The following is a 14,355-nucleotide window of genomic DNA, read 5'->3' as shown; positions in this document are numbered from 1 at the left end:
GCGTTCGTTTGCGGTCATAAGTCGTCCGCAGCGGATCATCGTGTCTCGTTCCCGTGCCATCATATAACATTGATTGTTTTTAATTATATTCGTCGGGGCCCCGGACCGGAATTTTTAATCGCTCTGGGACCCAACTTCTCTTATGAAGCAAACACAAAAGTACGCCGCCGAGCAGCGCACCGACGATGGACAGTCCTACCCCGAACAAGCACAAAAGCGCGCCGCCGAGCAGCGTACCGACGACGGACAGTCCTACCCCGAATTCTATATGCCGGCGATGCCACGTCCATCGTCCGAACCCGGCCGCGTCGAGCGGGCTCTCCGCACGCTCTTCCGTCGACGTGGCGGTTATAGAGTGGTCGTCCGGAACGAGAAGTAAATACGTTCTCGCTCGTGCAGGCGCTGGATCCCCGTCCCACTTCGCTCCCGTTGCTCGCTCGTCGAGGACGAGGGCGTAGCGCCCTCGGTTCAGCGAAGACCGTTCTATCGCACATGAACAGGCCCTACTGCAGAAGCGACCAGCCGTTTCCAGGGTTCGGGACGACTTCACGACGTTCCCGATAGGACTCCAGCACGGATGTCGCCTGATCGAGCGATCGAGTCGGCATATCGGGAGAGCGACGCGAAGATGGAGAGCTATGTGTATCGCGCTCGAAGATCCGAACTATGGAGTACACCTACACCGGCGACGCGATTCGACAACTTCGGGAGGCCTACGAAGCGGATACGGACCCCTTCCCGACGGACGCATCGATGAATTTTCCCTCGATCGACCACCGACGAAAGGAGAGAGAGGTGCTCAAACAATTGCTGTTTCCCAGATGCTGGAACGCCGATTCACTGCTCGAGGACGAATCGGCGATACGGGATCTGCTGACCGAACTCGGAGTGCTCTTTTGTACAGGGATTCACCCGTATACGGGCGCCGATCCGTCCAAAACGGTCGATAGCGTCCTAAATCAGCTCCCGGAGTTGCGGCAAGCGCTAAAAAAAGATGTCGAGGCCGCGTACAAGGGCGATCCTGCCGCGAAGAGCTATCTGGAGGTGATCCGGTCGTATCCCGGGTTTCACGCTATCATGATGCAGCGCGTGGCACACAGCCTCTACGAGGCAGGCCATCCCGAGTACGCCAGAGAACTCACCGAACACGTGAAGACGGTGACTGGGATCGATATCCATCCGGGGGCTGAAATAAGCGAGTACTTCTTTATCGACCACGGGACTGGCGTGGTTATCGGCGAGACGACAACGATCGGCGATTGGGTCCGACTGTACCAGGACGTCACGCTCGGAGCCCTCCACTTCGAGGAAGAGGAAGACGAGGAACGAATGCTGAAGAAGGACTACAAGCGCCATCCGAACATCGGTGACCACGTCGTGATCGGTGCCGGAACGAAGGTGCTCGGACCCATCACCGTCGGCGATCACGTGAGTATCGGCGCGAACTCGTGGGTCACGACCGAGATTCCCGATCACACGAAGGTGTTCGTCTCCGAACACCCGGACCAGGAGCGGAAGCGGAGCGAGGAATCGCGCAACTGAGGTGGTCGGAAACCGCGGAGGGTGTCTCCAATCGATTCGACGGCTACTGGTACTGCGCCAGCACGTCCCGTCGCCACGACTCGAGGTCTGGAACCTGGTTGAACGCGTAGATGTGAACGCTCCGGATGTTGTAATAGGGATCGTTGGCATACGGCGCAAGCCCCTCGATGAGTTCGTCTGGGGTGTACTTCCCGCGTGAGCCGACGATCTGGCGGACAAATCCGAGAATGCCGCTGGTCTTCTGGAGGAAACGGATCGAATCGCCGACACCGACCTTCTTGGAGATACTCAGTAACCGCTGGTACTTCATCACGCCCGGAATGCCGACCTCCACCGGTAGCTCGACCCCCCGATCACGGACCGTCTCGAGCCAGTCGATAATGGCGTCGGGGTCGTAACAGAGTTGCGTCACGATGTACGTCGCGTACGGGACTTTTTTCGCCATAGAGTCGGCCAGCGTCTGCTCGTCGAGGAAGTCGTGGCCTTCGGGATAACCGGTGATCCCCACGTCTTCGAACGTGTAGTCGAGTTCGTCGAGGGACGAGAGGAGCCCGTACGCCGAGTCGAACTCGCCAGCCGGTTCGTCGCGATCGCCGCCCGGAACGAAGATATCGGTGACGCCGGCGTCGGTGAGTCGGCGCGCGATCTCCTCGAGGTGCGCCTCGTCGCGAACGTAGCGGGCTGCGATATGCGGGACGATATCGTATCCGTTCGCGGCCGCCGTTTCCGTCCACTCGATCGTCGCGTCGAGGCCCAGCGTCGGGGATGTGGTGATCGCGACCGTCGCACCGTTTGGCAGGTAGCGCAGTTGCTCTTCGATACTCTCGAAGGGCATTAACTCGAACCGTGGCCGGGAGAGGAGTGTCGTTACGCCCTCGGCTATCGCGGGTGGCTGGACTTCAGATGACATGACTTGACTTGACTCGGATCGTCTGTGGCCCCATCGCCGAACTCGATCCGCCTCGACGTTGTCTATGGTGGTCCAACGTCACGTATGTATCGATCGTCACTGCCGACTGTTGCTTCTCCGAGCGTGTATCCCGGGAAACGGCGAGCGTCGACCGGGCGTACGGCAACGGTCCAGTTCACTCCTTTGCCTCTTCTCTGGCGTGGAGTTTGGCCTGCTCCCGAGCGCTCGGATTCACCGAGGGTTTGAACGGCACTTCGGACACCTTCGCATACACTGGTTCGCCGGACTCCTCCGCGTACTCGTCCGGCAAGTGGACCTGAAACTCCGTCTCGATGTTGCCGTCGTAGACGTCGGTGACGTCGCCGTCGAGTTTACCCGCCGGAACGAACCCGAGCGCGAGGTTCGTCTCGAGCTCGGGATTGTACCACGGCGACGTGACGTAGCCACACTTCTCGCCGGTGTCAGGATCCGAGATGAGCCAGAAGTCCGGCGCGTAGTCCCGGATCGGTTCGCCGGCCAACTTGAGTCCGACCATCTTGTGCACGAACGGGTACTCGCCGTTCTCGATCTGTTCCTGCTGGCGCTCGAGTTCCTCTTTACCGACGTAATCGGCCGTTTTGTTATCGGGTACCTGGTAGGCGAGGTTGACCTGGAACGGCGACGTCTCGTGGTCCATATCCTGTCCCCACGAGAGAATGCCTGCGGCGATACGGCGGTGGTGTGCGGGCGCGACCTGCATCCCGCCGTGGTCCGTGACCGACTCGAGGACGGGATCCCAGACCGCCTCGGCGTTTTCCATCGCGTCGCGAACGTAGATCTCGAACCCCTTCTCGCCGGAGAAACCGGTTTGGCTCACCAGTACCTCACAGCCGTCGATTTCGGCCTCCATCAGCCCGTAATAGGGGATCTCTTCGACCGCCTCGCCGACAACGTCGACCATCACGTCGACGGATCGCGGTCCCTGGATCTGCATCGGGGCGACGTCGATCTCGTCGATCTCGACGTCGAAGTTCTTCCCAACGTTGACGCCTTGCAGCCACTGCATCAGCGTCGAGTCCGAGATCGAGAACCAGAACTCGTCCTCGCTCAGACGTAACAACACGGGATCGTTGAGGATGCCGCCGTCCTCGTTACAGAGAATGACGTACTTGCCGTGCATCGGCTCGATCTCGGTCGCGTCGCGGGTGATGACGTAGTTGGTGAGTGCCTCGGCGTCCGGCCCTTTTACTCGGATCTGTCGTTCGACTGCGACGTCCCATAACGTTACCCGGTCTACCAGCGCCTCGTACTCTTCCATCATGCCGCCGTCTTCGGGCTCGACGAGGCCGCGCGGGTGGTAAACTCGGTTGTAGACTGTCGCTCGCCAAGCGCCGTTCTCCACGAACGACTTGTGGAAGAACGGTGACTTTCGGACACGAGTGGAAACGAGCATCTCGATCCCTGGATCGCCGGACTGACGCAGGTTCCTCGGAACCGTTCGATCTGACTGATCGACGCTCGGATAGTTCGGATGATCCTGACTCTCCGTCGATGGTGGTTGGCTGTCAGACATTAACACACACAACTTCACCGCGGTACATAAAAGTAGGAGACGGCCGCCATACTGGTTGACTCGAATCGGCCGACAAACGGCCGTTACGACGTCGAAAGGGACGGTATCTCGGTCTCGGTGGTGAGGTGCAACGACTACAAGTAACACGTATCTTATCATTTGTGGAATTCGAACCGGTCGAGTGTCGAATCGCCGCCGCGGACACGGGGATGCAGTGCATTGATAACAACACACATTGCCGTTTTCAGTATCGGCCGAGACGCACGGAGACGCAGTCACGGCAGGGAAACGAAACGGTGAGAGAGAATGATCTGCGACGTAACAGCCGAATACGCTACGCCAGGCGGTGAGTTTCCGTGACTCACGTCATCGACGGCAACGCGGTGGCGAACCGAATTCAGAACGACCTCCAGGAGTGTATCGACGACCTCGAGACAGCGGGCGTGACGCCAGGGCTCGCCACGGTGTTGATGAGCGAGGACCCGGCGAGCGAGACGTACGTCTCGATGAAACAGCGGGCGTGTGACGAACTCGGTATCCAGGGACTCCACCACGAACTGGATCCGACGGCAGCCGCCGACGAACTGTTCGAGACCGTCACGGCGTTGAACGACGACCCGGACGTTCACGGCATTCTCGTCCAGATGCCCGTCCCGGATCACGTCGACCGGGCGACGGTCCTTCGACGGGTCGATCCCAGCAAGGACGTCGACGGCTTCCACCCCGAAAACGTCGGCCGACTCGTTGCGGGGAACCCCCGGTACAAACCCTGTACGCCACACGGCATTCAGAAGTTGCTCGAGGCGGCGGACGTCGAGACCGAAGGGAAAGACGCGGTCGTCGTGGGGCGGTCGGATATCGTCGGGAAGCCGATGGCGAACCTCCTCATCCAGAAGGCCCCGGGTGGGAACGCGACGACCACCATCTGTCACTCCCGGACGACGGACCTCGGCGAGAAGACTCGACGGGCGGACATCGTGATCGCAGCAGCGGGGTACCCCGAACTCGTCGACGGATCGATGATCCGGGAGGGAGCGGCGGTAATCGACGTGGGCGTCAACCGGGTCGATGCGGAGACAGAGAAGGGGTACGAACTCGTCGGTGACGTCGCGTTCGAGAGCGCCAAACGGAAGGCCGACATCATCACGCCCGTGCCCGGCGGGGTCGGCCCCATGACGATCGCGATGCTGATGTACAACACTGTCAAAGCGGCCAGCGTCCAGACCGACGTCCCGGTCACTCTTCCGTGAGACGTATGCCCCCAATTCGTTACAACTACCCGATGCGTTCTGTTTCCCGGTCCCGAAACCCGGCGAGACGCTTACGTCCGACCGTGCAGACGTCACGTTTGCGGCGGTCGAGGCGCTCTCCCGAGGTGGTAGCAGCATGAGCGAGGACGATGCCGTCACCGTCTCGTTCGCAGATATCGAAGCCGCCCGGGAGCGACTCGAGGATCCGTCGGTCGTCAAGCAGACGCCGATCGAACGGAGTACCTCGCTCGAAGCGATGACCGGTGCCAGCAAGGTCCTGCTCAAATTCGAACACCTCCAGTGGACGGGGTCGTTCAAGCCCCGCGGCGCGTACAACAAAATTACACGCTGTCTGGAAGACGGTGACCTCGACCGGGTCGTCGCGGCGAGCGCGGGCAACCACGCACAGGGCGTCGCGCTCGCCGCGACGAAACTCGGTGTCGAGTCGACGATCGTCATGCCGAAGACCGCTCCACAAACGAAGATAGACGCCACCCGCGGATACGGCGCGACGGTCAAACTCGTCGGACAGGACTTCCAGGAAGCCACTCGCTATGCACGGGACCTGGCAGCGGAGTCGGACGCCGAATTCGTCCACGCGTTCGACGATCCGGCGATCGTCGCCGGGCAAGGGACGCTCGGTCTCGAGATGTACGAGGATTTCCCGGAGGTAGATACCGTCGTCGTGCCGATCGGCGGTGGCGGCCTGATCAGTGGCATCGCGACCGCGTTCGCGGAACTCAGTCCCGAGACGCGGATCATCGGCGTGCAGGCAGCGGGGGCAGCGACGGTTGCCGACAGCCTCGACAAAGGCGCCCCACAGACGCTCGAGTCCGTCGACACGATCGCCGACGGGATCGCAACCGGTGGGATCTCCGATCTGACGCTGTCGATCATCGAACGTCACGTCGACGACGTCGTGACGGTGACCAACGGCGAAATCGCCGACGCCGTGCTCGTCCTGATGGAGCGGGCGAAGCAACTGGTCGAAGGAGCCGGTGCCGCCGCGGTCGCTGCGATCCGGAGCGACGCACTCGAGGTCGACGGCGAGCGCGTCATACCGTTGCTCTGTGGCGGGAATCTCGACATGACGATGCTCCGTGCAATACTCATTCACGCGCTGACTCATCGCGAGCAGATCTTGCGACTGCGGGTCCACATCGACGATCGACCCGGGAAGATGGCGGAGCTTTCCAGTGTCATCGCCGAGCATAGCGCCAACATCCAGACCGTTCGTCACGACCGTGCTCTGGAGGACCTCGACGTCGGCGAGGCCTACCTCATCTTTCAGGTCGAGACCAGCGGGGCGGAACACGCCAAGCACATCATCGAGTCGATTACCGATCACGGCTACGAGGTCGAGATCGTGAACCGAGCATCGGCAGACACATCGTCGACGGGTGGTTAATTTACACCATAGTAATTCACGAATTATCTCAAACAAATGTATATACCCATACATGGTCGTAGAATGTGTGGTACGATAAGCCATATCAAATACGGTGCCTCGGCTAGCTCGACGAGAGCAGTCTGCAGGGACAATCGAGACGGGGACGGTTGAATAATCGAACACAGGAGAAAACGGACAACAAACGGTCAACTGCGAGAAATCAACTGGTACGACTACAATGATCGAATCACAACGATACGCGGACAGAGGTGGAAGACAGTATGGTTGATGACGAGCAGGAACAGGTCGGCGAGCTGTCCGAAGGTCTTCAGGTGGAACTCTTCCATCCGGAGTCCGATCGAGCACCGGGAGATACGAATATCGTGAGGTGGGGGTTCGACGTCCATCCGGTCGTGTTTCCGCTCTCACTGGCGCTCATCATCCTGTTCGTCGCCGTGACGGTTCTGCTCGGGAGCCAGGCCGAAGCGGCCTACCAGTGGCTGTTCGAGACGATCAATGCGTACATGGGCTGGTTCTATATTCTGGTCGTCAACATCTTCATGATCACGATCCTGTTTTTCGCGTTCAGCAAATACGGGAGCATCAGGATCGGTGGCGTGCAGGCCGAAAAGGAGTTCAGCGACTTCTCCTGGATGGCGATGCTGTTCAGTGCCGGGATGGGGATCGGGCTGATGTTCTTCAGCGTCGGTGAACCGATGTTCCACTTCGCCGACGCCGGTCCGTTCTTCGGTGATAACCCGGATTCCGCCCAAGCAGCGATGGTCTTGACCTTCTTCCACTGGGGATTTCACCCGTGGGCCGTCTACGGACTCGTCGGACTCGGGCTGGCGTTCTTCTCGTTCAATCGCGGCCTGCCGCTGACGTTCCGGTCGATCTTCTGGCCGCTGCTCGGCGAGCGGATCTACGAATGGCCGGGACACTTCATCGACCTCGTAACGGTGTTCGCGACGCTGTTCGGCCTCGCCACGTCGCTGGGACTGGGTGTCACACAGATCAACGCCGGGTTGAATTTCCTCGGCACCGAGGTCGCGGGCACCGACGTCCCGGTCGGTACCGTACCACAGGTGGTACTGATCGTGTTAATTACCGCTATCGCGACCCTATCGGTCGCCGCCGGACTGGACAAGGGAGTCCGCCGCCTGAGCGAAATTAACCTCTACCTCATGTTCGGACTGCTCGGGTTCGTCCTGCTCGTGGGTCCGACGTTATACGTCATGAGCGGGTTCACGCAGAACCTCGGTGCCTATCTCATCAGCCTCCCCGAACTCGCCTTCTTCACCGAAGCGTACACCGGTCAACCGGGAGAGGCGGGCTGGCAAGGTGCCTGGACGATCTTCTACTGGGGCTGGTGGATCGCGTGGTCACCGTTCGTCGGGATGTTCATCGCCAGGATTTCGAAGGGGCGCACCGTGCGCGAGTTCGTCCTCGGCGTGTTGATCCTCCCGGCGATGTTCTCGTTCGTCTGGCTATCGACGTTCGGCGGGGCCGCAATCTTCGCCGAAACCCAACTGGGTGGCTCTCTCGCCGCGACGGTCAGCGAGCAGGGCGTGGAAATCGCCATGTTCCAGATGTTGACCTACTATCCGCTTGCGATCGTGTCGGCTCTCATCGCCACCCTGCTCGTGGTGACGTTCTTCGTCACGTCGTCCGACTCCGGGTCGCTGGTCATCGACCACCTGACGTCCGGCGGGAAACACGACGTGCCGAGAACCCAGCGTATCTTCTGGGCGCTCACTGAGGGCGCCGTCGCGGCCGTGTTGCTCGTCGGCGGTGGCCTCCTCGCGCTCCAGACCGCCGTGATCGCGACCGGGTTGCCGTTCGCGATGATCCTATTGATCATGTGTTACACGGTCTATCTGGGCCTGCGAGAGGAACACAAGATCCTCCGGTCGGACGAATTCCGGCAACGGATCCAGCAGATGACCGAAGAGGGTGAAGTCGAGATCATCACGACTGACAGGGAGACCGTGCGCCAGATCAGGGACAGAGACGACCGGGAGTCGCCAAGCGACGACTGATTCCGTCGTTCCGTCCCCCTTTCGTGTTCTCGACGGTCGTCGCTCGAGTCGCCACGTCCCGTCGGTATTCGTGTGGCCGACGTGAACCCGCGTGCCGATATCGATCGAGACGATAGCGACCTCGTCGGGCCGCAAGCGATCCGAGCAGCGTGCCGCCGGAGTCGACGGGAGCGGACGCCACGGCCTGACTCGAGAAGCGATATCGATTGCCGGCTCAGACGGGGTCTAGGAGTCGTGGTGGTTCGATCGCCGGTATGCTTATGCGATTGTGATTCGGAGTATCTGCGTACGGGATTCGATGAGAAACGAGGACGACTCATCCGAACCGAGCGCGTTGCTCGAGCGACTCACGTCGACGGTCATCGACTGTCTCGCGACGTGCAAACGCGCCGGTAGTCGAATCGCCGACTCGCTCACGGGCGAGGGCGAGATCGAGTCACTATCGATTCCGGAAACCCAGACCACGACGATCCGCGGCGACACCGGGTGGGCGAATCGACCGCCCGCAGTACTCGAGTGTCCGCGCTGTGGCGGCGAGTTCGATCAGCATCGAGCCGTAGACCTGATCGATTGTCCCTACTGTGTCGCCGAGTTCAGCCCCGAAGCGGTTCGCGACCTCGAGGTAGTGGCGATGCGCTGTCCCCGGTGTCACACCGATTTGGACTACGGCAAGCGCCATCCCAACGTCTTCGAGGTTCCACAGTGGGCCCACTGCGAACACTGTCAGTACCACTGGGAGTTTACGCACTCGTTCTGAATTGCGGCGGCCTCGACGTCTCCGTCCACCGAGGATTGCTGTTCGGGACCGCCGTAACGTATACCACCTCGCTCGTCGTTGTCTGAACCACACGTCCCGAGTTCGACATGCCAAAACCGCTCTCGGCGATGCTCGCGGTGCTCGCCGTCGTGCTGTTTCTGCTGGCTCTCACAGCCATGTACGTGGAAGCGTTGCTGCTGGCCGGACTCTGTTTCATCGGACTGAGTCTGGTGATCTATCTCAGAGAAACGCGGGCCTGAGTCGGGCCGTACCGTTCGCAATCCCGCCGGCGCTGGGCACGAGCAGGACGGGCGCACCCCGTTCGGCGCGGTTGCGCCGGGCGAGTCCGTCCCGGCGGATGCCTCGCGTTACGGCGTCGATCGATGCGCTATCGGCCGAGCGCAGGCATCCCCGGACGACGATCGGTCGTCACTCGGTTCCTTTGACCCGCACCGTGATCACCGGAATCTCTGACGTCCGGACCACTTTCTCGGCGTTGCTCCCCATCAGCGCGCCGAACTTGCCCTGATACCTGGTTCCCACCACGATGAGGTCGATATCCTCCTCTTCGGAGTACTCTTTGATCTCTTCGTGCGCGCTACCGGTTTTGACCGCAGTGACGCAGTCGACGCCGGCTTCGGCTGCCATCTCACACACTTCCGTCGTGACTTCCTCGCCGTACTCCCGGTACTCCTCTCGGACTCGCTCCTCGTCTTCCATGATGTACGTCGTTCGGGGGGCGCCAGGCAGTTCGATCACGTATAGTGCGTGGATCGTCGCGCCGACCGATGCCGCGAGTTCGACACCGTGTTCGGCCCCTTTCAGCGCTTGCTTGCCACCGTCCGTCGGGATCAGAATGTCATCGTACATGCTTGGCCCGTGTGCACAATTCACAGTCCAGAATGATATAGTTTTGGAGCAGCCGTCCCGGCGAATCCCCCTGTCGCTCAACGATTCAGTCTCACTGACCGAAAGCGAACGCGCCGTCGGACGCTCGATATCGTACCGAGAAGAATACCCTCGAGCAGCACGGGCGGTAGCCGTACTGGAAGGCAGCCACTGGCAGCCCGACGGTTCGGACCGGCGGACGGCCGTAGCAGGAGACGTGTGTCCTGACCGGAACCGAGCGACGGCACGATTCCGAGAGTATCGTTTACAAGGGTTCGGCACGTATTACCGTATCGTGTCGAGCGATCCCCAGACGAAGCTGGATGCTGCCCTCGAGCAGCTATTCTATCACACGGACAGGGTCCAGCTCGTCCACTGGCAGGTGCTCTCGGGAGCGAAGGTAGCAGTGCTTCTGACCGGGGCTGTGGCCGTCCTCACGTTCGTTACCGGCTTGTCGAACCTCAGCCGGTCGGACGTCACCTTCGATGGGCCGCTCGCGGCGATACTTCCAGGAGATCCGACCTTCCTGCAGTTCACCAGTGTTCTGCTCGCGTTCGTTCTCGTGCCACTCGTTTTCGGGCTCCGGCGACGAAAGCGTCTCGCGTGGTATCTGGCGCTGCTGGTTCTCCCGCTCGTCACGCTCTTACCACTGACGACGTTCGGAGCGACCGACGTTCCGCTACTACTGTTGTGTCTCGTTACCGTTCCGTTCCTCCTCGTGAACCGGCGCACGTTCGACCAGCGAATCGAACTCTCGGGGATCCAAATCGCAGCGCTGTCGTCGATCGTCGGCGTGGTACTGTACGGAGCCATCGGCTCGTACACGCTTCGCGACCAGTTCATCGGACTGGAGACGTGGGGTGACGCGTTTTATTACGTCACCGTTACTATCGCGACCGTCGGATACGGTGATATAACGCCGGCGAGCACCGGGGCGAAGTGGTTCTCCCTCTCGGTCATCTTTCTCGGGACGGGTGCCTTCACGGCCGCGATCGGGGCACTCGTGGTCCCGACGATCGAAAAACGAATGGCGGCGGCGTTCGGAGACATGACAGCCTCAGAACTCACGTTGCTCGAGGACCACGTGCTGGTCCTCGGCTATAGCGACATCACGGAATCGGTGCTCGAAGAACTCGCGGGAGAGATCGACGTCGTCGTGGTAACGCCCGACTCGGAACGGGCGGCCGACCTGGACGACAGGGACATCAACGTCATAACCGCCGATCCGACGGACGTGGAGACGTTACGCGACGCAAAGATCGACGACGCGCGCGGCGTCGTCATCGCCACGCGGGACGATGCACGGGACGTACTCGCGATTCTCGCTGCCAGAAAGGCGAACCCCGAGGTTCGAATCGTCGCCGCCGCCAACGATCGGAAACACCTCGACAAGTTCGAAGAGGTAGGAGCCGACGACGTGATCAGCCTGATCGAGATCGGCGGTCGGATTCTCGGCCAGTCGATCCTCGAGGGACGGAACACTGTGTCGCTATTCGAGTCCGGGAACCGCGACGAAGCGGACGCCGAGTCGTCGTGAGCCGGGCAGCGAAGCATCGATACCCGCCGACGGAACCTATTTGTGTAAACAATGCGAACTACTAGCATGCATGGGCGACATCGGTAGCTGGTGGGTCACGAGTCAGGAGTTCCGATCCGGAGAGGAACTGATCGGAGCGTTCTACGCTAATTACATGCGCTCAGGTGCGCGCCCGCTCGGCGGGAAGCTGTATCTCACCGATCAGCGGTTACTGTTCAGTCCACACCTTCTGGATTCCGCTCTCGGCGGGGAGCCGATGTGGATCGACCTCGAGGACATCGAGCGCGTGACCGACGCGGAGCCACGGGCGGAACCGGCCGAATCGGAGCACGACGATTCTCCAGCAAAACTTCACGTCGAACTGACCGACAGCACCCGCGAATCGTTCGTCGTCAGCGATCTCGACGACGCGATCGAAGAGATTGCGATGCTCGTAGCCTGATCGAGGGCCAGTTCACGAGACCGGTTCGAGCCGGAACCATAGCGTCGCCGTCGCTGCCGGCGGCGATTTCTACAGGTTCGACCGACCCGACTGCAACGGCATTAATGAAGGTCCGGAAACAATCTAGCGATATGGGATTGCACGGGAGTAGCACCACCGAACGGGTGCTTCAAAAGCTACTGATTCCGCTCTGTGTGCTATCGGGCACCGTCGTCGTTTCGGGGTTTTTCTTTCCCGAATTCGTCAGCGAACAGATAACGGGCCAGGGATGGCTCGTCCTTTCGCTGGTATTTTTCGGTTCCGGGCTGACGTACCTCGCGGTGTTACCGACCGAAAGCGACGTCGACGAGGAGCAACACGGCGTCTCTTTCCTGCGGGTTCGACAGTTCGAGGTGACCGAGTCGGTCAGTGCGTTCCTCTCCCGACAGGAGCGACTCACGTTCGGTATTCCGGTCGCGGTGTTCGTTCTGTTCTTCGTCGGTCAACTGCTCGTCCCGTCGCAGACGATCGCCACCGTCACGGCGGCCCGGGAGGTAGTGACCACGAATCTCGGGTGGCTGTTCGCCGCAGCGACGTTGCTGTCGGTCGCGTTCTGCCTGTACTTGCTCGTCGGACCCTGGGGAGACATCACGTTGGGCGGTCAGGACGCCGAGCCGACCTACACGTATCCGGTCTACTTCACGATGGTCTTCACCGCCGGGATCGCCGCTGGCATCGTGTTCTGGGGGCCAGCGGAGGCACTGTTTCACTACCGAACGCCACCGCCGTTTTTCGCTGTCGAACCCCAATCCGAAGCGGCCATCACCGCTGCCCTCACGTATTCACTGTTTCACTGGGGCTTTACCGCCTGGAGCGCGTACATCGTCGTCGGGGTCCCGATCGCATACTTCGTCTACCAGCAGGGCGCACCGTTGCGGGTTTCCTCGATCCTGACGCCGTTTCTCGGCGCCGACAATCTCGATTCCAGGTGGTGCCAACTCGTCGACCTGCTGGCGATTTTCGCGACGATCGGTGGGGTTGCAACCTCGATCGCGCTGGTGAGTCAGCAGTTCCTCACGGGAATTACCTACCAGTGGGGCGTGCCGTTCGATACGGTTGGCTCGGTGGTGTTCGTCGCTGGACTCGCGTTCGTGTTCGTCATGTCGGCCCAGAGCGGCGTTCATCGCGGTATTCGACGCCTCGCTGCCGTGAACATCGTTCTGTTCGGCCTGTTCGCGATCTTGCTGTTCAGCGTTGCCCCGCAGCCGGTCGTCCTCGAGCGCGGATCGAACGCGGTCGGGTCGTACGTCGAACAGTTCCTCGCAATGAGCGTGTACGTCGGCGACCCGTGGGTCGCCGACTGGACGATCTGGAACTGGGCGTGGTGGTTCTCGTGGGCACCCTTCGCCGGACTGTTCCTCGCGGCCCTCTCGCGGGGTCGGCGGATTCGAACGGTCGTACTCACGGGATTCGTCGCGACGTCCGCCGCGACGATGGTGTGGTTTCTCCTGTTGGGTTCGACAGCGCTTCACGTCCAGCACACCGGCAGCGCGGACATCCTCGCGTCGATCGACGCCTACGGCGGATCCGAGGCGGTCGCAGGGTTCCCGTTGTTCGAAGCGTTTCCGATCAGCCAGTTGCTGATGTTCCTGTTTCTGGCGCTGATCATCGTGTTCATGACCACGTCAGCCGACACGTCGACGCTCGTGGTGTCCGTGTTAGCGACGAAACGCGACCGTACCCCGACGACCGGTGCGATCGTGTTCTGGGGACTCTTCCAGGGAGTGGTCGCCGTTTCGGTGCTGGTGACGGGAAGCGCCGAGGTCCTTCAAGCGACGGCAGTGTTAGCGGGCGGACCGTTCGCGCTCGTCGCCATCATCGCGGTCGGGGGGCTCGCTAGCTGGTTTCGCGACAACGAACGGGGGCACGACTCACTGCTCGACAAGTTCCGGTCGTTTCTCGAGCCACACGATTGGGGTAAGTGAGGGGTGCTGGACCGCTGACGAACTGAAATCGGTTTTGATCGTCGTGATCGGGACGCTCTGGCCACCGTCGCCGTCGATACCTAT

The 14,355-nt window shown here is 61.0% G+C and carries 13 protein-coding genes; 10 read left to right on the top strand and 3 right to left on the bottom strand.

Annotated features, from left to right (window positions below; translation table 11 throughout):
* The first annotated feature begins 142 nt into the window (after window positions 1-142).
* Together NDO75_RS14645 and epsC are read left to right on the top strand one after the other, a co-directional pair.
* Complete coding sequence (locus NDO75_RS14645) at window positions 143-379, top strand: hypothetical protein (RefSeq protein WP_310907243.1); 237 nt, start codon at window positions 143-145, stop codon at window positions 377-379.
* A gap of 287 nt (window positions 380-666) precedes the next feature.
* Window positions 667-1,542 carry a serine O-acetyltransferase EpsC gene (gene epsC, locus NDO75_RS14640; RefSeq protein WP_310907242.1) on the top strand — a complete coding sequence of 292 codons (876 nt, stop codon included), beginning with the start codon at window positions 667-669 and terminating at the stop codon, window positions 1,540-1,542.
* Between the two features lie 43 nt (window positions 1,543-1,585).
* Here epsC and NDO75_RS14635 read toward each other — a convergent pair whose 3' ends face one another.
* Together NDO75_RS14635 and NDO75_RS14630 are read right to left on the bottom strand one after the other, a co-directional pair.
* Window positions 1,586-2,518: a methylenetetrahydrofolate reductase gene (locus NDO75_RS14635; RefSeq protein ID WP_310907539.1), complete on the bottom strand. Its 933-nt coding sequence runs from the start codon at window positions 2,516-2,518 to the stop codon at window positions 1,586-1,588.
* A 109-nt stretch (window positions 2,519-2,627) separates the two neighbouring features.
* Window positions 2,628-4,004 (bottom strand): aminomethyl transferase family protein, encoded by a 1,377-nt coding sequence (locus NDO75_RS14630; RefSeq protein WP_310907240.1) that lies wholly within the window; start codon window positions 4,002-4,004, stop codon window positions 2,628-2,630.
* Window positions 4,005-4,360: 356 nt separating this feature from the next.
* Between NDO75_RS14630 and NDO75_RS14625 the strand changes: the two genes are divergently transcribed.
* The 5 genes from NDO75_RS14625 to NDO75_RS14605 all read left to right on the top strand — a co-directional run bounded on the left by NDO75_RS14625 (window position 4,361) and on the right by NDO75_RS14605 (window position 9,700).
* Window positions 4,361-5,254, top strand: a complete 894-nt coding sequence (locus NDO75_RS14625) for a bifunctional methylenetetrahydrofolate dehydrogenase/methenyltetrahydrofolate cyclohydrolase (RefSeq protein WP_310907239.1) — start codon at window positions 4,361-4,363, stop codon at window positions 5,252-5,254.
* Window positions 5,255-5,390: 136 nt separating this feature from the next.
* Window positions 5,391-6,662, top strand: a complete 1,272-nt coding sequence (ilvA, locus tag NDO75_RS14620; RefSeq protein WP_310907238.1) for a threonine ammonia-lyase — start codon at window positions 5,391-5,393, stop codon at window positions 6,660-6,662.
* 263 nt (window positions 6,663-6,925) lie between these two features.
* The gene (locus NDO75_RS14615) at window positions 6,926-8,683 is read left to right on the top strand and encodes a BCCT family transporter (protein WP_310907237.1); all 1,758 of its coding nucleotides are present in this window, start codon (window positions 6,926-6,928) and stop codon (window positions 8,681-8,683) included.
* Between the two features lie 298 nt (window positions 8,684-8,981).
* Entirely contained in the window at window positions 8,982-9,440 is a 459-nt protein-coding gene (locus NDO75_RS14610; protein WP_310907235.1) for a hypothetical protein, read from the top strand.
* Window positions 9,441-9,547: 107 nt separating this feature from the next.
* Entirely contained in the window at window positions 9,548-9,700 is a 153-nt protein-coding gene (locus tag NDO75_RS14605; RefSeq protein WP_310907234.1) for a hypothetical protein, read from the top strand.
* Between the two features lie 169 nt (window positions 9,701-9,869).
* Here NDO75_RS14605 and NDO75_RS14600 read toward each other — a convergent pair whose 3' ends face one another.
* A complete protein-coding gene (locus tag NDO75_RS14600; RefSeq protein ID WP_310907233.1) occupies window positions 9,870-10,310 on the bottom strand; it encodes a universal stress protein in 441 nt (146 codons plus the stop codon).
* Window positions 10,311-10,623: 313 nt separating this feature from the next.
* Here NDO75_RS14600 and NDO75_RS14595 point away from each other — a divergent pair, with 313 nt between their 5' ends.
* The 3 genes from NDO75_RS14595 to NDO75_RS14585 all read left to right on the top strand — a co-directional run bounded on the left by NDO75_RS14595 (window position 10,624) and on the right by NDO75_RS14585 (window position 14,271).
* Entirely contained in the window at window positions 10,624-11,865 is a 1,242-nt protein-coding gene (locus tag NDO75_RS14595; RefSeq protein WP_310907232.1) for an NAD-binding protein, read from the top strand.
* Window positions 11,866-11,935: 70 nt separating this feature from the next.
* The gene (locus tag NDO75_RS14590) at window positions 11,936-12,307 is read left to right on the top strand and encodes a GRAM domain-containing protein (protein ID WP_310907231.1); all 372 of its coding nucleotides are present in this window, start codon (window positions 11,936-11,938) and stop codon (window positions 12,305-12,307) included.
* Between the two features lie 131 nt (window positions 12,308-12,438).
* Window positions 12,439-14,271, top strand: coding sequence for a BCCT family transporter (locus tag NDO75_RS14585; RefSeq protein ID WP_310907230.1), 1,833 nt, complete (start codon window positions 12,439-12,441; stop codon window positions 14,269-14,271).
* Window positions 14,272-14,355: the final 84 nt, after the last annotated feature.

This window comes from Natrinema sp. 1APR25-10V2, from assembly GCF_031626495.1.
Taxonomy (GTDB): Archaea; Halobacteriota; Halobacteria; order Halobacteriales; family Natrialbaceae; genus Natrinema.
This window is presented reverse-complemented; position numbering and strand designations above follow the sequence as displayed.